The organism is Stenotrophomonas forensis (assembly GCF_028752115.1).
In the GTDB taxonomy this organism is placed as follows: Bacteria; Pseudomonadota; Gammaproteobacteria; order Xanthomonadales; family Xanthomonadaceae; genus Stenotrophomonas; species Stenotrophomonas forensis.
The window spans coordinates 995013-1011058 of the sequence record NZ_CP082270.1; the positions used below are offsets into that span (position 1 = coordinate 995013).

The window sequence follows — 16046 nt, forward strand, 5'->3', positions numbered from 1 at the left end:
GTCGAGCATGGCTCGACTCTACAGGTCACGGCACTGCGAAACCTGCTTTGCGCAGCAACCCGCACAGTGCGATCAACGGCAGGCCGACCAGCGCGGTCGGGTCGCGGTTGTCGATCGCCTCGAACAGGCTGATACCCAGACCTTCACATTTGAAGCTGCCGGCGCAGTCCAGCGGCTGTTCGGTAGCCACGTAACGGGCGATCTCATCCTGTTCCAGCGCGCGGAAGCGCACTTCGGTCAGGTCGATGGCCGTGAAAGATTCTCCGGCGCGGCTGAGACAGATCGCGGTATGGAAGCGCACCGTCTGCCCGGACATCGCCGCCAGCTGCGCGCAGGCCGCCTCGACCGTGCCCGGCTTGCCCAGTGGTTGCCCGTTCAGGTCGGCCACCTGGTCCGAACCGATCACCCAGGCGCCCGGATGGCGGGCCGCGACCTCGGCGGATTTGGCGGCGGCCAGGCGCATGGCCAGGGCCAGCGGCGCTTCGCCGTTCAACGGGCTTTCATCCACCTCTGGGCGCGCGCAGTCGAACGGCAGGCCCAGCCGTTGCAACAGCTCGCGGCGGTAGCGGGACGTGGAGGCCAGGACCAGTGGCATGCGACAATACCGGGGCAGGGCGGGGCAGTCTGGCCGCCCGCGCTGCCAGCGGCAAGGCCCGTATGGCAGGCATTTGACACCGGCCCTCCCGATCCTTAGTATTCAGCGGCTTATGTCCGCGAACGTGCCCGAAACGCTGGATGCCTGGCGGATGGTTGTAGCGCGAAGGCGCTTCGACGGTCAGGTGTCCCTGGCTGAATTGACCCGCCTGCAGGGGTTGGTCGCAGATACCGACGGCGAGTGTGCCTACTCGCTTGAGTTCGGTCGCGACGACGTCTTGCGGGTATCCTATGTGGAACTGACCATCGATACCGCGTTGCCGCTGACCTGTCAGCGCAGCATGCAGCGTTTCCTGTTGCCGGTGAAGATGACCCAGAGGCTTGGCCTGATCCGCGACGAGGACGAGGAATCGTCCCTGCCGGAGGAGTACGAGGCGCTGCTGGTGCCGGAAGACGGCCAGCTGCGTCCGCTGGACCTGGTCGAGGACGAGTTGGTGCTGGCAGTGCCGGTTGTACCGCTGTCGCCCGATGGCGAAGCAGTCGACAAGGACTGGGCGCCGAGCGAAGAAGAAACAAAGCAGGCCAACCCGTTTGCGGCGTTGGCAGCACTGAAGAAACAATAGCAGCCGGATTGTCGTCGGCGGCTGCGGCGAAAGCGAAAGTGTGCTGGGCGCTGGCGTCCTGCGCGACGATACGACGAAGCAAAACGAACCGAGTTTGGAGCAATCCCATGGCTGTCCAGAAATCCCGTGTCACCCCGTCCCGCCGCGGCATGCGTCGTGCCCATGACGCCCTGAGCGCCAAGCAGCTGTCGACCGACCCGACCACCGGCGAAGTGCACCTGCGTCACCACATCACTGCTGACGGTTTCTACCGCGGAAAGAAGGTCATCCAGACCAAGACCTCGGCCGTCGAAGAAGATTGATGTGCCGGGAAGGCCGCTGCCTGCGGGCAGCGGCCTTTGCCTTCTTTCCCGGGCGTGCCGGTGATCGGCGGCCCGCGCAACAGGAAACATGATGAGCAAGCGGATCTATTCGAGGATCGCGGGCACCGGTAGCTATTTGCCGGAAAAAGTCCTGACCAACGCCGACCTGGAAAAAATGGTCGAAACCTCGGATGAGTGGATCCAGTCGCGCACCGGAATTCGTGAGCGGCACATCGCGGCCGAAGGCGAAACCACCAGCGACCTCGGCTACCAGGCCGCGTTGCGCGCACTTGAAGCGGCCGGTATCGACGCTTCGCAGCTCGACATGATCGTGGTCGGCACGACCACGCCTGACCTCATCTTCCCCTCCACCGCGTGCCTGATCCAGGCCAAGCTCGGTGTTGCAGGGTGCCCTGCCTTTGACGTCAATGCGGCCTGTTCTGGCTTTGTGTTCGCGTTGGGCGTGGCCGACAAATTCATCCGTTCCGGCGACTGCAAGCACGTGCTGGTGATCGGCACCGAAACGCTGACCCGCATGGTCGACTGGAACGATCGCACCACCTGCGTGCTGTTCGGCGATGGCGCCGGCGCTGTCGTGCTGAAGGCCGACGAAGAAACCGGCATCCTCAGCACCCACCTGCATGCCGATGGCAGCAAGAAGGAGCTGCTGTGGAACCCGGTCGGCGTCTCGACCGGCTTCAAGGACGGCGCCAACGGTGGTGGCACCATCAACATGAAGGGCAACGACGTGTTCAAGTACGCCGTCAAGGCGCTGGACTCGGTCGTGGACGAAACCCTGGCCGCCAACGGCCTGGACAAGTCCGACCTGGATTGGCTGATTCCGCACCAGGCCAACCTGCGCATCATCGAAGCCACGGCCAAGCGCCTGGACATGTCGATGGACCAGGTCGTGGTCACCGTCGACAAGCACGGCAACACCTCGTCCGGCTCGGTGCCGTTGGCGCTGGATGCGGCGGTGCGTTCGGGCAAGGTCGAGCGCGGCCAGCTGTTGCTGCTGGAAGCCTTCGGCGGCGGCTTCACGTGGGGTTCGGCCCTGCTGCGCTATTGATAGTGCAAGTTACGACAACGTGAAGCTTGTCGTTACGGCCCCTCTGGGGCCGTAACGCGTTTAGAGGAGTACCTGCCCATGGTTGAGCCCATCGTCATCGAAGGGCAGCGCGCCTGGCTGAAGCAGTACGGCAAGGGAAGCCGCGCACTGGCCCTGGGCCTGCTCAATTTTGTTGCCCGCCGTTTCCATCTCGATGCCCTGCGCCCGCCACCGCACCGCGGCGGTGATGCCGCACGCGAAACCGAAGCCCGTCGCCTGGCAGAACTGCACGCGCAGGGCGTGAACGTGCCTGACGTGCTGGGAACCGGCCATGCGGCGCTGGTGATCGGCGACAACGGAAGTTCGTTCAATACCTGCCTGCGCGAGGCCGATGAGGCCGGCCGCGACCGGCTGGTGATGGCGGCGATGCAGGCCATCGCCGAGGCGCATGCGCGCGGTGCCTATTTCGGCCAGCCGCTGCCACGCAACCTCACCTGGGACGGCCAGAAGGTGGGTTTCATCGACTTCGAGGAAGATCCGCTGGAAGTGATGGACCTGGCCGAAGCGCAGGCCCGCGACTGGCTGATGTTCGGTTACGGCGTGGCCAAGTACTACGCTGAGCGCCCCGAGCACCTGCAGGCGATGATGGCCGAGGCGATGTGCGATGCCCAGGCGCCGGTGCGCGAGCATGTGCATGCGGTCAGTGGCCGCCTGCACGGCCTGGCCCGGGTGTGCATGAAGCTGGGCCGTTCCGCGCGCGCGCTGGCCCATTCGATCTTCATCGCCCATGGTGCCAGTACCGCCGGCGTGCTGATGCTGGTGGGCCTGTGCGTGGATTTCCTCGCCGACGGCGACCTGGACGTGCTGCAGCTGTTCTGCTGAGTGATGCGTCCGCCGGGCCATGCCCGGCGGCTCGCTGGCCGGGCGGCTCCATACGCCTGCATACGCGCACGTACAGACGACACAGCGGATTCGCCCTTATCATGGCCCGCTTCGATTGCAACAAGCGGATGACCGCGTGACCGTATCCACCCTCGCTTTTGTCTTCCCCGGCCAGGGCTCGCAGTCTGTGGGCATGGTGGCCGAGCTGGCCGAACTGCACCCGCAGGTGCGTGAAGCCTTCACCGAGGCATCCGATGGTGCCGGCGTCGACCTGTGGGCGCTGTCCCAGGGTGGCCCGGAGGAAATGCTCAACCGTACCGAATACACCCAGCCGGCCCTGCTGGCCGCAAGCATCGGCGTGTGGCGCGCCTGGAACGCCGTGGGCGGTCCGCGCCCGTCGGTGCTGGCCGGCCATAGCCTGGGCGAATACACCGCGCTGGTCGCTGCCGGCGCACTGAGCCTGCATGACGGTGCGCACCTGGTGCGCCTGCGCGGCCAGCTGATGCAGGAAGCCGCGCCGGCCGGTGTCGGCGCCATGGCCGCCGTGCTGGGCGCCGAAGACCAGCTGGTGCTGGATGTCTGCGCCGAAGCCGCGGGCAGCCAGGTGGTGGTGCCGGCCAACTTCAATTCGCCGGGCCAGATCGTGATCGGCGGCGACGCTGATGCCGTCGACCGCGCGCTGGCACTGCTGGCCGAGAAGGGCGTGCGCAAGGCGGTCAAGCTGGCGGTCAGCGTGCCCTCGCACACCCCGCTGATGCGCGAAGCCGCCAACCGCCTGGCCGAAGTGATGGCCGGCCTGTCCTGGCAGGCACCGCAGCTGCCGGTGGTGCAGAACGTCGATGCCAAGGTGCATGACGGCGTCGACGCCATCCGCACCGCGCTGGTTCAGCAGCTGTACCAGCCGGTGCAGTGGACCGGCTGCGTGCAGGCGCTGGCCGCGCGTGGCATCACCCAGATCGCCGAGTGCGGCCCGGGCAAGGTGCTGACCGGCCTGGTCAAGCGCATCGACAAGGCCATCGACGGCCGTTCACTGGCCACTCCGGGCGACTTCGAAGCCGCCCGCGAGGCATGGTCGGCCTGACCCCTCCTGTTCCTGCCGATCGTACCGGTGGCCGCTGCACGCGGCGCGGGTACGGCGGCCGCCCCCGTCTGAGGAAAACATCATGAGCAAGCCCCTGCAGGGTGAAATCGCACTGGTCACCGGCGCCAGCCGTGGCATTGGTGCCGCCATTGCCGATCTGCTGGCCGCCCAGGGCGCCACCGTCATCGGCACCGCCACCACCGAATCCGGCGCTGCGGCGATCGGCGAGCGCCTGGCCGCCCACGGTGGCCACGGCCGCGCGCTGAACGTGACCGACGCGGCTGCGCTGGACAGCGTGCTGGACGGCATCGCCAAGGAATTCGGCCCGATCTCGATCCTGGTCAACAACGCCGGCATCACCCGCGACAACCTGCTGATGCGCATGAAGGACGAGGACTGGGCGTCGATCATCGACACCAACCTGACCAGCGTGTTCCGCACCAGCAAGGCAGTCATGCGCGGCATGATGAAGGCGCGCAAGGGCCGCATCATCAACATCGCATCGGTGGTGGGCGTCACCGGCAATGCCGGCCAGGCCAACTACGCGGCCGCCAAGGCCGGCATCATCGGCTTCAGCAAGTCGCTGGCCAAGGAAATCGGTTCGCGCGGTGTCACCGTCAATGTGGTCGCTCCCGGCTTCATCGACACCGACATGACCAAGGCGTTGCCGGAAGAAGCGCGTACCGCGCTGATCAACGACATCGCCCTCGAACGCCTGGGTTCGCCGGAAGACATCGCCCATGCGGTGGCCTTCCTGGCCGGCCCGGCTGCCGGTTACATCACCGGTGAAACCCTCCATGTGAACGGTGGCATGTACATGCCGTAAGCAAGGGGCGCAGGGATTGCGCCGCAAGTGGTTGATCTGCCGGGTTTTTTGCTGCGATGCAAGGCCGCGCCGGTTTCCACTACACTATCCCACGGCCATCGCCTTTGATGGCGACCACTTTTGAACCACAACTCCATCTGGAGCGAGATCCCATGAGCACCATCGAAGAACGCGTCAAGAAAATCGTCGTCGAACAGCTTGGCGTCAAGGAAGAAGAAGTCACCAACAGCGCATCGTTCGTCGATGACCTGGGCGCTGACTCGCTGGACACCGTCGAGCTGGTGATGGCCCTGGAAGAAGAATTCGAGTGCGAGATCCCGGACGAAGAAGCCGAGAAGATCAGCACCGTGCAGGCCGCCATCGACTACGTCAAGGCCCACGTCAAGGCCTGATGTCAGACGGCAGTGCGCGCGCGGGTTGATCCTCGCCGCGCACCGCACCCCATGGGGCCGCTGTTGCGGCCCCGTGTGTTTGGGCATCACATCGAAGCAAACCGAGTTACCCGTAGAAACCATCCGGGTCAGGAGAAACAGCAATGAAGCGTCGCGTCGTCGTAACCGGCCTGGGTATCGTCTCGCCGTTGGGCAATGATCTGGCCAGCAGCTGGGAAGGCATCACCCACGGTCGTTCGGGCATCGGTCCGCTGACCAACGTTGCTGATGCCTATCTGGACCGGTTCACCACCAAGATTGCAGGTGAGGTCAAGGGATTTGACATCACTGCCGACAACGAGCTGTTCGGCAAGTTCCGGGTCAGTGGCAAGGATGCCAAGAAGATGGACCCGTTCATCCATTACGGCCTCGGCGCCTCGTTCATGGCCCTGCATGACTCGGGCCTGGAGATCACCGAGGCCAATGCCGATCGCATGGGCGCCATCGTCGGCGCCGGCATCGGCGGCCTGCTCGGCATCGAAGAGCAGACCATCGAGTTCCACGAGGGCAAGAAGATCTCGCCCTTCTACGTGCCCAAGACCATCATCAACATGCTGCCGGGCCAGCTGAGCATCATCACCGGCCTGAAGGGCCCGTCGTTCTCGGCGGTGTCGGCCTGCGCGACCTCGAACCATTCGATCGGTACCGCGATGCGCATGATCCAGTACGGCGATGCCGACGTGATGGTGGTGGGCGGTGCCGAGCGTGGCTCCTCGCCGACCGCCGTGGGCGGCTTCTGTGCGATGAAGGCCATGAGCACCCGCAACGACGCCCCGGAACAGGCCTCGCGCCCGTGGGACAAGGACCGTGACGGCTTCGTGCTGGGCGACGGTGCCGGCATCCTGATCCTGGAAGAGTACGAGCACGCCAAGGCACGTGGCGCGAAGATCTACTGCGAACTGGCCGGTTTCGGTGCCAGCTCCGACGCGTACCACATGACCGCGCCGAGCGAGAACGGTGAAGGCGCCGCGCGTTGCATGGTGATGGCGATGAAGGACGCCGGCGTGACCCCGGAACAGGTGGGCTACCTCAACGCACACGGCACCTCCACGCCGCTGGGCGACCTGGGCGAGACCATGGCGATGAAGACCGCCTTCGGCGACCACGCCTACAAGATGATGGTCAGCTCCACCAAGTCGATGACCGGCCACCTGCTCGGCGCCGCCGGTGGCGTGGAAGCGATCTTCTCGGTGATGGCGCTGCAGGACAATGTCATTCCGCCGACCATCAACCTGCAGCAGCCGGGCGAAGGCTGCGACCTGGACTACGTGCCGAACGAAGCACGCCAGGCCAAGGTCGACGTGGTGATGTCCAATGGCTTCGGCTTCGGCGGCACCAACGGCACGCTGATCTTCAAGCGCATCTGACCGGTGCGTGGCGGCGGGCAATTGCCCGGCACCGCCTTGGTAGAGTCGAGCTTGCTCGACTCCGCCGTCATGTAGAGTCGAGCTTGCTCGACTGGACCTGCAACCCAGTCGAGCAAGCTCGACTCTACGCAGCAGGAGGCCGCCGCAAGGCGGCTTCCGTGCATCTGAATCCCTGAACTGGCCGCCATGACCCACGCACCGCTGATCCACCCGCTGCCGCACCCGATCGATCTGCTCGCCCTGCAGCAGCACGATCCGGCGCGCTTCCCGCTGCTGATGGAATCCACTGCCTCGGGTACCGCCCAGGGCCGCTGGAGCCTGCTGCTGGCCGCACAGGGCGATGTCCTGCGCTTGGATGCCGATGGACAGGTGCGTGACCAGCACGACGCCGTACGCGCGGGCAGCTTCCTGCAGGTGCTGGACCGCGCCTGGCAGGCCGAACGCCTGCCGCATGACGGCAGCCACAGCCTGCCGTTCCGTGGCGGCTGGGCGCTGATGCTGGACTACGAAGTGGCCAGCCAGATCGAACCGGTGCTGCCAGCGCGCGCGCGCGACGACGGCCGCCCGACCGCGCTGGCGCTGCGCTGCCCGGCGGCGGTGCTGCACGACCACCACAACGATGCCAGCTTCGTGATCGCCGAAGCGGGCCAGCAGGCGCTGCTGGATGCACTGGTGGCACAGGCCTCGGCCGCGCTGCCCGAGGCCGGGCAGGGCTGGCAGCCGCCGCAGACGGTGGACGAGGACGCGCCGCAGCGCTTCACCGACGGCGTGCGCCGGGTGATCGACTACCTGCGTGCCGGCGACGTGTTCCAGGTGAACCTGTCGCGGCGCTGGAGCGCCCGGTTCGCCGCGCCGGTCAGTCCGCAGGCGCTGTATGCGCAGCTGCGCCGCGCCAACCCGGCACCATTCGCCGGCCTGTTCAGCGCGCATGGCCGCCACGTGGTCAGTTCCTCGCCGGAGCGGCTGGTGTCGGTGCACGCCGGCCACGCGCAGACCCGGCCGATTGCCGGTACCCGTCCGCGGTTTGAGGGCGATGACGATGCCGCACGCATCCAGGAGCTGGTGGGTCACCCGAAGGAGCGTGCCGAGCACGTGATGCTGATCGACCTGGAGCGCAACGACCTGGGCCGCATCTGCCTGCCCGGTACCGTGGTGGTCGATGAGCTGATGACCGTGGAGAGCTACGCCCACGTGCACCACATCGTCAGCAACGTCAGTGGCCATCTGCGCCCGGAGGCCACCCCCGGCGAGGTGATCGCCGCGACCTTCCCGGGCGGCACCATCACCGGCTGCCCGAAGGTGCGCTGCATGCAGATCATCAGCGAGCTGGAGCAGGTGCCGCGCGGCGCCTACACCGGGGCGTTCGGTTGGCTGAACCGCGATGGCGACCTGGACCTGAACATCCTGATCCGCACCGCCGAAGTGGAGGGCGATGAGGTCAGCTTCCGTACCGGCGCCGGCATCGTGGTCGATTCGGACCCGGACAAGGAGCTGGACGAGACCCGGGCCAAGGCGCGCGGCCTGCTGCGTGCGCTGGGCCAGCAGGGCTAGGCGCACTCCGGTAGTGCCGGCCGCTGGCCGGCAATCGCGCGGATCATGGGTGCATGAGGTTGCCGGCCAGCGGCCGGCACTACCGGGATGTCTGCCACCCCCGGTCATGACCCCAATCCACCGGCACGGTATCCTGCACGACGGAATCGAGTTCAGAGGTAGTCCATGGCGGGAGCCAAGCGCGGGTGTCTGTTCGTGGTAACGCTGGTGGTGGTGCTGGCCGCCGTCGTGGCCGGTGCGGGCGCGTGGTTCTTCTACCAGCAGACCCAGTTCGCCGACGCGCGGATCACCCCGACCGCCGAGAGCGTGGTCATCGCCAGCGGTGATGGCATGAACAGCGTGCTGCGCAAGCTGCGCGAGGCCGGCGTGGACGAAGGCCAGGATGCGCAGTGGCAGCTGCTGGCGCGCCAGCTCGATGCCGCCGGCAAGTTGAAGGTGGGCGAGTACGCGCTCAGCGCCGACCTGACCCCACGCGAACTGCTGCTGCGCATGCGCGCCGGCAAGGTACTGCAGCACCGCGTCACGATCGTCGAGGGCTGGAACATCCGCCAGCTGCGTGCCGCGCTGAAGCGCGCCGAGCCGCTGCTGCACACCACCGACACGCTTGATGACGCGGCCCTGATGCAGCGTCTCGGTTTCGGTGGCCAGCATCCGGAAGGCCGCTTCCTGCCGGAGACCTACGTCTACCAGCGTGGCGACAGCGATCTGGACGTACTCAAGCGTGCCCATGCCGCGATGGAAAAGGCGCTGGACGAGGCGTGGGAAAGCCGCGCGCCGGACCTGCCGATCAACACGCCGTATGAATTGCTGACGATGGCCTCGATCATCGAGAAGGAAACCGCGCTGGCCAGCGAGCGCCCGCAGATTGCCGGTGTGTTCATGCGCCGCCTGAAGATCGGCATGCGCCTGCAGACCGACCCGACCGTGATCTATGGCATCGGTGCCGCGTATGACGGCAACATCCGCCGCCGCGACCTGACCACCGATACGCCCTACAACACCTATACCCGTGCCGGCCTGACCCCGACCCCGATCGCCATGCCCAGCCGCGATGCGCTGATGGCGGCCGCGCAGCCGCTGTCGGGCGACGCGCTGTACTTCGTCGCCGTCGGCGACGGCAGTGGCGCGCACGTGTTCTCGTCCAGCCTGGACCAGCACAACGCCGCAGTAGCTCGCTACCTGCAGCAGCTGCGCCGGCAACGTACCCAGGAGACCCCGGCGCAATGAGTCCCGCGCTGCTTCGCCACCCGCGTTTCGTCAGCCTGGAGGGCGGCGAGGGTGCGGGCAAGACCACCGCCATCAATGCCATCCGTGACTGCCTGCGCAGCCATGGCCACGAAGTGGTGCTGAGCCGCGAGCCGGGCGGTACACCGCTGGCCGAGCGCATCCGCGGCCTGGTGCTGAAGCCCGATGCCGAGATTGCCGCCGAACCGCTCAGCGCCGAAGCCGAGTTGCTGCTGGTGTTCGCCGCGCGCGCCCAGCATGTGCGGCAGGTGATCCAGCCGGCGCTGCAGCGCGGCGCCTACGTGCTGAGCGATCGCTTCACCGATTCCAGCTACGCCTACCAGGGCGGTGGCCGTGGCCTGGATCCGCAGTGGATTGCCGATCTGGAACGACGCGCGGTCGGCCTGTTGCCCGGCCTGACCCTGCTGCTGGACGTGGATGTGGCGGTAGGCCGTGCGCGCGCCAACGGCCGCGACCTGTGGCCGGACCGCATCGAGAGCGAGCAGGACGATTTCTTCCAGCGCGTGCGCGCCGTGTTCCGCAGCCGCGCGCAGCAGGACCCTCAGCGTTTCGCGCTGATCGATGCCGGCCAGGTGCAGGAACGCGTCGCCGCTGATGTGGTTGCGCGTGTCGAGCGCTGGCTGCAGGACGGGGAGGGCGCATGAGCACGTTCTCGCCATGGCAGCAGCGCGCGTTCGAGCAGACCGTGGCCGCGCTCGATGCCGATCGCCTCGGCCACGGCCTGCTGATCTGCGGCCCGGCCGGTCTGGGCAAGCATGAGGTGGCGCTGGCGCTGGCCGACCATGTGCTGGCACGTGGCGACGCTGCACATGCCACGCGCACGCGCCAGCTGATCGCCGCCGGCACGCATCCGGACCTGCAGCTGGTCAGCTTCATTCCGAACAAGAGCGGCGACAAGCTGCGTACCGAGATCGTCATCGAGCAGGTACGCGAGATCACCAACAAGCTGGCGCTGACCCCGCAGTACGGCGTGGCGCAGGTGGTGATCGTCGACCCGGCCGATGCGATCAACCGCTCGGCGGCCAATGCGCTGCTGAAGACGCTGGAAGAGCCGCAGCCCGGGCGCTACCTGTGGCTGATCAGCAGCGACCCGGCACGCCTGCCGCAGACCGTGCGCAGCCGCTGCCAGCGCCTGGAGTTCAAGCTGCCGCCCCGCGACGAAGCACTGGCCTGGCTGCAGCAGCAGGGCCACAGCGAAGCCTCGGCGCGCGAAGCGCTGGATGCCGCGCGCGGCCATCCCGGCCAGGCCGACAACTGGCTGCGCGAAGATGGCCTGAGCCTGCGCCGCGAAGTGGGCCGCGAGCTGGAGCAGCTGGTCGCCGGCAAGACCGGCGCGGTGGAGCTGGCGCAGAAGTGGTGCGGTGATGACAACGCGGCGCTGCGCCTGCGCTTCGCTGCCGACCTGGCACTGGCCCAGGCCAGCACCGATGCCTTGACCACGCCGGAGCGATTGCACAAGCTTGCAGCCTGGTTCGATGCGGCCAACCGCACCCGCGACCTGCTGCGCACCACGGTGCGTGCAGACCTTGCGGTGGTCGAGTTGCTGCTGGCCTGGAACAAGGTGAACGAGCGGCCTGCCGCAAGGGGAAATCGATGAGTGCCAGCAACGCCCGCCAGGGCATCCTGTCCCTGGCCGTGAAGGACAAAGCCGCGCTGTACAGCGCGTACATGCCGTTCGTGAAGAACGGCGGCATCTTCGTGCCCACGCCCAAACGCTACTTCCTGGGCGACGAGGTGTTCCTGCTGTTGACCCTGCCCGATTCCAGCGAGCGCCTGCCGGTGGCCGGCAAGGTGATCTGGGTGACCCCGGCCGGCGCGCAGGGCAACCGCACCGCCGGCATCGGCGTGCAGCTGGCCGATGGCGCTGAAGGCGAGGGCGTGCGCCACAAGATCGAGACGATGCTGGCCGGCCTGACCAGCTCGGACAAGCCGACCCATACGATGTGAGGCGCCGCTGGGCGGTTCTGTAGAGTCGAGCCATGCTCGACTGCGGCCCCGGAAAACGCCCGTGAACACGAATGTGAAAAATGGTTGACGGCCTCTGAAAAGCCCCTATAATGAGCGGCTCAGCAACACACCGGGCGGTTAGCTCAGCGGTAGAGCATTGCCTTCACACGGCAAGGGTCACAGGTTCGATCCCTGTACCGCCCACCATGTTGCAGAACGAAAAAGGCCTCCAGCAATGGGGGCTTTTTTGTTGCCTGGGGTTCCGTGGCGCCCGCCGAAGCGGGCTCCGTCTCAGCCCGGATCCTCCAGCCGTTCGCGGGCCATCATCGCCACGCCATCCAACAGGTCGTGGCCGCTGCCGGCCTGCACCACCACCGCCAGCAGGCTGCGGCCCACTACGGCATTGCCGCCGCTCAGCTCCATCTCGCCTTCGAAGCACACATCGCTCAACCATTCATGCGCCTGCTGCAGCCCGCGCTTGCGCGCGCGGCTGAACTCCGCAAGCAGCTTTGCCCGGCCCGCTTCGTGTTCGCCATCGGCAAGCAGGCCAATGGCACCGCCGTGCGCTGCACGCCACACCGCAGGCAACGGACGGCCGTTCTCGTCCACCACGTCTGCTGACAACTGCGCGCAGTACATCTCGTAGCGCTTGCCTGCCGTGCTGGCCGGCACGATGCCGGCTTCGGCCAGCAGGCGCTCGGCTTCATGCAGATGATTGAACTTGAGACGCAGCAGGGCAGCGCGGCTCACTTGCTGGGCGAGCGCCTGCTGGTTGGCGGCAAACCAGACGTTCCAGCCGACCGTTGCGCGGCCTTCCAGGGCGGCCTTGAAGTACTCCAGGTGTTCGGCGTCCATTGCGGTCTCCTGCGATTCCCTGCGCGATTGTAGCTACGTCGCGACCGAGCGCTCAGGCGGTTCCGCCTTCCAGGCAATGGTTGGCTTCGCGCACCAGTTGCCGCGCGGCCACGATCAACCCGTCGGTGTGGAAGGCGCCCAACTGCTCATCCGGGCCGGCCTCGCTACGCGCGCGGTCGGCGGCCTGCAGCAGATCGAGCACTGCGGTGAGCCCTGCCATCGAGCGGCGCAGCGAAGCGTGATGGCTCGCGGCAAGGGTGAGGCTGCTGCACGGCTGCCCATCCTCGCCCTCGGCGTTGCTGATGGCGTTGAGGCAGGCGAAAAACGTGGGTGACTGCACGGGCAGGTTCTGTTCGTCCAACGCGCACTCGATCTCGCGTGCGATGTCGTCGGGAACCTGGTTGGCGATGTCGGCAATCAATGCGTACAGGCGCGGAAGCGATGCGGCTCGTTTGGTCATGGCGAAACCCTCACTGGCGTAAGGCCACCTTCGGAGTGAAGGTGGCGGACGGTGCGGGTTGGCGTACCAAGGCAAACGAACTTCCATCGAGAAGAAGGCCTGGCGGATCTGTCGATCCCCACGCACCGGCCGCCATTGAAGGCAGTCGGTGCATTCTCTCTGCTGCGGCGTGAATCGCAGCGATGGAAGTTCATTCGTTTATTCGAGACGCCAATCCCGACCAAGGCACTTTGCCTCGGCGAGGCCATCATTGAACTGGCTTGGCGGGCACGTCAGTAAGGAAAGTTGCATTGAAGCGGCGACGACACAGGCATTTCCAGTTCTGTGCGCCAGTGCCGCCACTGAGTGTGCGCTGGGACAAGCCGGGCAGTGTCGAGCTGCATACGCGACGAGACTTGCTGGTCAGGAAGAGGCAAAAGCGTCAACGCGCGATGGTTCACCCTCCCGAAGGAGGGTGCAGTCGGCTCACAGATTGAACGTTGCTCTCTCCGCCATCAGGTGTGCAAACGAGGCGTACCAATCAATATCGACACGGCTGTAGATATGCGCATCGCATTCATTCGGTGCTGTGGAGCGATGGGTGTCGAGCAGGATGAAGTCATCGCCCATCTGCGGCGTGCCGCTTACCTGTATGGCACGGTCCAGGTGGTACTGGAACGCCTCCTCCACCGGGTCCACAACCAGCTCCCGGCGGATCTGCACGATCTCTTCGTTGTCCTGCCCGAACGGACGGATCAACTCGACGGGCAGCAGGATGTCGATGAAGCGTCCAGGCATCAGGAAGCCATTGCTGACCTTCAAGAATTCCCGATAGCTTCTGGGGAGCCTGACGCCCAAGCGCTCTTCCGCATCGACGATGGCCTGCTCGCTGGCACCCGGTACGCCGCACCAGTCGATGGTCCCGGTGAGCGCGTGTCGAGCAACCTCTGCGAGCGGGCTCTCTGGGTACTGCTCGGCGAAGGGCAGCAGGCCCATCTCAATTTCGGGCGCGGCAAGCCTTTCTTCCAATGTGGAGAGTTGTTGTCGATTGAACTGGACGAGAAGATCGTGCCACTCATCTGCGCTGACAGGCATATCGGGACGATCCGTCGGTGCGTTCATGGGACGATCCTCAGCCAGAACTCCTCGCCATCGATGATGCGGTCAGTTCCGCAGTAAAATTGCCCGAGCTTTCCACCAACACGACGGTTGTCCGATGAATCCAGATATCGGACGGACATCTGATCCTCCGACACGAGGCTCGCGCCCTGATAGGTGGATGCGAAGGGGTACTCGTCGCAGTCCTTTCCTGCATCTGGTTGTCCAGGAAATCTCTGCTTGCAAAGCGCCTTGCTCGCGCGTTGATTGGCCAGTCGTGCTGCCTCGCTTCGCATGCGTGTCATCGCCTTCCCCCGGAGCGCGGGATCTGGATCCCAGCGCCCGATGTTGCCGGGCAGCGCGGCCTGCGCTGCAAGAATGTGGGCAGCGGATTCGTCCACATCCGGATCGGAAAGGCTGAGTTCTGCAACACCGGGATAGCCTGCATGCCGGCAGGCTGGAGTGCTGTTCGCCAGCCTCTCGCACCGCAGTTCCGGCGCCGACATCTCGATCGGCGTCTGCTCTACGTTGAAGCGATTCAGAATCAGCTGGGTGTTCTGGCTGGTGCGCCCGTCTTCGGTGTCCATGCCCAGCGACACGGCGAAGTCATACGTACCCTGTCCTCCGAGCCCGATCATCTGGAACTGCTGCTTTTCGGTACAGCTGCCGCAGTACAGGAAGGGGGCCATGGTCAGCCCCTTGGATGCCTCGCCCAGCACATCCTGGATCACCACGCGCACACGATGCGTCCACGTGGTGCCTGTGCGTGGAAGGTAGACGTAGTCGTACATCGTGACATCCGAATATTCCTCTGCGCCGATGTCGGTGTTGTAGGACACGTAGCGCGCGGTGCGCTTGACACAGTAGTGCCGCCGCGACCCTGCCGCCTCCTCCTCGTCCTTGTCGGTGGCATCCTTGCAGAGCTCCTCGAACGAGGGCTCTTCATTGCGCATGTCCGCTTCGTACCGATCAAGCTCGGTGAAGGACATGGTGGCGATCATTTGCGCGTCGCTGGGGCAGTCATCGTCCTGCTGCGCGTGTGCGGTGAACGCGCACAGCGTCGCGGCCAGGGCCAGTGGCGTCAGTTTCATCCGGTTCTCCTTGGGTTGGACAGGTCACCGGCAGAAGGTGCCGGCGACCCTTGATGCGCCTGCCCACAGGAGGAGGGTAGGAATACCCCGGCCGTGGGTCGGGGCGTGATGCCTGGCACGGCCTGGATGTGGCGCCGATCACTGGCGCGCGGGTGGCCAGTCACATTGGCCTGCTCACCCCTGGCTTAACGCGACAGCCGCGCAGCCCTTGCCGAGTGCCCTGCAGCGTGCTCCCATCGGCAGGGACACTTTGCCGCGTTCCTGGAGCCCCGCCATGCCGCTCGCCCGCATCGATCTTCGCAAAGGTAAATCCGCCGACTACCTGCAACGCGTGGGTGAAGCCATCTACCAGGCCATGCGCGCGGTGGGCGTGCCGGAAAACGATCGCTTCCAGATATTCCAGCAGCACGACGCCGGCACGCTCGTTTACGACCCGGGCTACCTGGGCGTGGACCGCACCGACGACTTCATCTGCATCCAGATCACCTGGAACGAAGGGCGCACGCTGGAGCAGAAGAAGGCGCTGTATGCGGGCATCGCCGAGGGCCTGCACGCGGCGGTGGGCATCCGCCGCGAGGATGTGTTCATCAACCTGGTGGAAGTGAAGAAGGAGAACTGGTCGTTTGGTAATGGCGTGGCGCAGTACGTGAGTTGATGTGCAAAAAG

Annotated in this window: 19 protein-coding genes and 1 tRNA gene; 15 read left to right on the forward strand and 5 right to left on the reverse strand. The window is 65.9% G+C overall.

The window, feature by feature from the left end:
- Positions 1-25: 25 nt before the first annotated feature.
- The gene (locus tag K5L94_RS04610; protein ID WP_053448937.1) at positions 26-595 is read right to left on the reverse strand and encodes a Maf family protein; all 570 of its coding nucleotides are present in this window, start codon (positions 593-595) and stop codon (positions 26-28) included.
- A gap of 112 nt (positions 596-707) precedes the next feature.
- Here K5L94_RS04610 and K5L94_RS04615 point away from each other — a divergent pair, with 112 nt between their 5' ends.
- The 14 genes from K5L94_RS04615 to K5L94_RS04680 all read left to right on the forward strand — a co-directional run bounded on the left by K5L94_RS04615 (position 708) and on the right by K5L94_RS04680 (position 12104).
- Entirely contained in the window at positions 708-1217 is a 510-nt protein-coding gene (locus K5L94_RS04615) for a YceD family protein (RefSeq protein ID WP_049457624.1), read from the forward strand.
- A gap of 107 nt (positions 1218-1324) precedes the next feature.
- Positions 1325-1519, forward strand: a complete 195-nt coding sequence (gene rpmF, locus K5L94_RS04620) for a 50S ribosomal protein L32 (RefSeq protein WP_004154640.1) — start codon at positions 1325-1327, stop codon at positions 1517-1519.
- A gap of 91 nt (positions 1520-1610) precedes the next feature.
- A complete protein-coding gene (locus tag K5L94_RS04625) occupies positions 1611-2588 on the forward strand; it encodes a beta-ketoacyl-ACP synthase III (RefSeq protein WP_053448938.1) in 978 nt (325 codons plus the stop codon).
- A 78-nt stretch (positions 2589-2666) separates the two neighbouring features.
- Positions 2667-3449, forward strand: a complete 783-nt coding sequence (locus K5L94_RS04630) for a BUD32 family EKC/KEOPS complex subunit (RefSeq protein WP_053448939.1) — start codon at positions 2667-2669, stop codon at positions 3447-3449.
- Positions 3450-3585: 136 nt separating this feature from the next.
- The gene (fabD, locus tag K5L94_RS04635) at positions 3586-4530 is read left to right on the forward strand and encodes an ACP S-malonyltransferase (RefSeq protein ID WP_008268782.1); all 945 of its coding nucleotides are present in this window, start codon (positions 3586-3588) and stop codon (positions 4528-4530) included.
- A gap of 82 nt (positions 4531-4612) precedes the next feature.
- Positions 4613-5356 carry a 3-oxoacyl-ACP reductase FabG gene (gene fabG, locus K5L94_RS04640; RefSeq protein WP_004146899.1) on the forward strand — a complete coding sequence of 248 codons (744 nt, stop codon included), beginning with the start codon at positions 4613-4615 and terminating at the stop codon, positions 5354-5356.
- 152 nt (positions 5357-5508) lie between these two features.
- Positions 5509-5748, forward strand: a complete 240-nt coding sequence (gene acpP / locus K5L94_RS04645) for an acyl carrier protein (RefSeq protein WP_005408313.1) — start codon at positions 5509-5511, stop codon at positions 5746-5748.
- Between the two features lie 143 nt (positions 5749-5891).
- On the forward strand, positions 5892-7154 hold the full coding sequence (gene fabF / locus K5L94_RS04650) for a beta-ketoacyl-ACP synthase II (protein WP_049457622.1): 1263 nt from the start codon (positions 5892-5894) through the stop codon (positions 7152-7154).
- A 186-nt stretch (positions 7155-7340) separates the two neighbouring features.
- A complete protein-coding gene (locus K5L94_RS04655; protein ID WP_274512051.1) occupies positions 7341-8705 on the forward strand; it encodes an aminodeoxychorismate synthase component I in 1365 nt (454 codons plus the stop codon).
- 165 nt (positions 8706-8870) lie between these two features.
- Positions 8871-9932, forward strand: a complete 1062-nt coding sequence (mltG, locus tag K5L94_RS04660; protein ID WP_004154649.1) for an endolytic transglycosylase MltG — start codon at positions 8871-8873, stop codon at positions 9930-9932.
- Entirely contained in the window at positions 9929-10594 is a 666-nt protein-coding gene (gene tmk / locus K5L94_RS04665) for a dTMP kinase (protein WP_274512052.1), read from the forward strand. Before mltG ends, tmk begins: the two co-directional genes overlap by 4 nt.
- Positions 10591-11547 (forward strand): DNA polymerase III subunit delta', encoded by a 957-nt coding sequence (locus K5L94_RS04670; protein ID WP_274512053.1) that lies wholly within the window; start codon positions 10591-10593, stop codon positions 11545-11547. Before tmk ends, K5L94_RS04670 begins: the two co-directional genes overlap by 4 nt.
- Complete coding sequence (locus K5L94_RS04675) at positions 11544-11897, forward strand: PilZ domain-containing protein (RefSeq protein WP_004154652.1); 354 nt, start codon at positions 11544-11546, stop codon at positions 11895-11897. The genes K5L94_RS04670 and K5L94_RS04675 overlap by 4 nt, the downstream gene beginning before the upstream one ends.
- 132 nt (positions 11898-12029) lie before the next feature.
- Positions 12030-12104: transfer RNA gene (locus K5L94_RS04680), tRNA-Val, on the forward strand.
- A gap of 84 nt (positions 12105-12188) precedes the next feature.
- Here K5L94_RS04680 and K5L94_RS04685 read toward each other — a convergent pair.
- The 4 genes from K5L94_RS04685 to K5L94_RS04700 all read right to left on the reverse strand — a co-directional run bounded on the left by K5L94_RS04685 (position 12189) and on the right by K5L94_RS04700 (position 15380).
- Positions 12189-12752, reverse strand: coding sequence for a hypothetical protein (locus tag K5L94_RS04685; RefSeq protein ID WP_274512054.1), 564 nt, complete (start codon positions 12750-12752; stop codon positions 12189-12191).
- Between the two features lie 52 nt (positions 12753-12804).
- Positions 12805-13212, reverse strand: coding sequence for a hypothetical protein (locus K5L94_RS04690; RefSeq protein WP_164086076.1), 408 nt, complete (start codon positions 13210-13212; stop codon positions 12805-12807).
- Between the two features lie 465 nt (positions 13213-13677).
- Positions 13678-14313 (reverse strand): SMI1/KNR4 family protein, encoded by a 636-nt coding sequence (locus K5L94_RS04695; protein WP_274512055.1) that lies wholly within the window; start codon positions 14311-14313, stop codon positions 13678-13680.
- Positions 14310-15380 (reverse strand): NucA/NucB deoxyribonuclease domain-containing protein, encoded by a 1071-nt coding sequence (locus K5L94_RS04700; protein WP_274512056.1) that lies wholly within the window; start codon positions 15378-15380, stop codon positions 14310-14312. Before K5L94_RS04700 ends, K5L94_RS04695 begins: the two co-directional genes overlap by 4 nt.
- Before the next feature lie 274 nt (positions 15381-15654).
- Here K5L94_RS04700 and K5L94_RS04705 point away from each other — a divergent pair, with 274 nt between their 5' ends.
- On the forward strand, positions 15655-16035 hold the full coding sequence (locus K5L94_RS04705) for a tautomerase family protein (RefSeq protein WP_197605100.1): 381 nt from the start codon (positions 15655-15657) through the stop codon (positions 16033-16035).
- Positions 16036-16046: the final 11 nt, after the last annotated feature.

Coding starts and splice junctions, on each gene's coding strand:
- K5L94_RS04610 (WP_053448937.1), bottom strand. CDS start 595: ATGCCACTGGTCCTGGCCTCCACGTCCCGCTACCGCCGCGAGCTGTTG.
- K5L94_RS04615 (WP_049457624.1), top strand. CDS start 708: ATGTCCGCGAACGTGCCCGAAACGCTGGATGCCTGGCGGATGGTTGTA.
- rpmF (WP_004154640.1), top strand. CDS start 1,325: ATGGCTGTCCAGAAATCCCGTGTCACCCCGTCCCGCCGCGGCATGCGT.
- K5L94_RS04625 (WP_053448938.1), top strand. CDS start 1,611: ATGAGCAAGCGGATCTATTCGAGGATCGCGGGCACCGGTAGCTATTTG.
- K5L94_RS04630 (WP_053448939.1), top strand. CDS start 2,667: ATGGTTGAGCCCATCGTCATCGAAGGGCAGCGCGCCTGGCTGAAGCAG.
- fabG (WP_004146899.1), top strand. CDS start 4,613: ATGAGCAAGCCCCTGCAGGGTGAAATCGCACTGGTCACCGGCGCCAGC.
- acpP (WP_005408313.1), top strand. CDS start 5,509: ATGAGCACCATCGAAGAACGCGTCAAGAAAATCGTCGTCGAACAGCTT.
- fabF (WP_049457622.1), top strand. CDS start 5,892: ATGAAGCGTCGCGTCGTCGTAACCGGCCTGGGTATCGTCTCGCCGTTG.
- K5L94_RS04655 (WP_274512051.1), top strand. CDS start 7,341: ATGACCCACGCACCGCTGATCCACCCGCTGCCGCACCCGATCGATCTG.
- mltG (WP_004154649.1), top strand. CDS start 8,871: ATGGCGGGAGCCAAGCGCGGGTGTCTGTTCGTGGTAACGCTGGTGGTG.
- tmk (WP_274512052.1), top strand. CDS start 9,929: ATGAGTCCCGCGCTGCTTCGCCACCCGCGTTTCGTCAGCCTGGAGGGC.
- K5L94_RS04670 (WP_274512053.1), top strand. CDS start 10,591: ATGAGCACGTTCTCGCCATGGCAGCAGCGCGCGTTCGAGCAGACCGTG.
- K5L94_RS04675 (WP_004154652.1), top strand. CDS start 11,544: ATGAGTGCCAGCAACGCCCGCCAGGGCATCCTGTCCCTGGCCGTGAAG.
- K5L94_RS04685 (WP_274512054.1), bottom strand. CDS start 12,752: ATGGACGCCGAACACCTGGAGTACTTCAAGGCCGCCCTGGAAGGCCGC.
- K5L94_RS04690 (WP_164086076.1), bottom strand. CDS start 13,212: ATGACCAAACGAGCCGCATCGCTTCCGCGCCTGTACGCATTGATTGCC.
- K5L94_RS04695 (WP_274512055.1), bottom strand. CDS start 14,313: ATGAACGCACCGACGGATCGTCCCGATATGCCTGTCAGCGCAGATGAG.
- K5L94_RS04700 (WP_274512056.1), bottom strand. CDS start 15,380: ATGAAACTGACGCCACTGGCCCTGGCCGCGACGCTGTGCGCGTTCACC.
- K5L94_RS04705 (WP_197605100.1), top strand. CDS start 15,655: ATGCCGCTCGCCCGCATCGATCTTCGCAAAGGTAAATCCGCCGACTAC.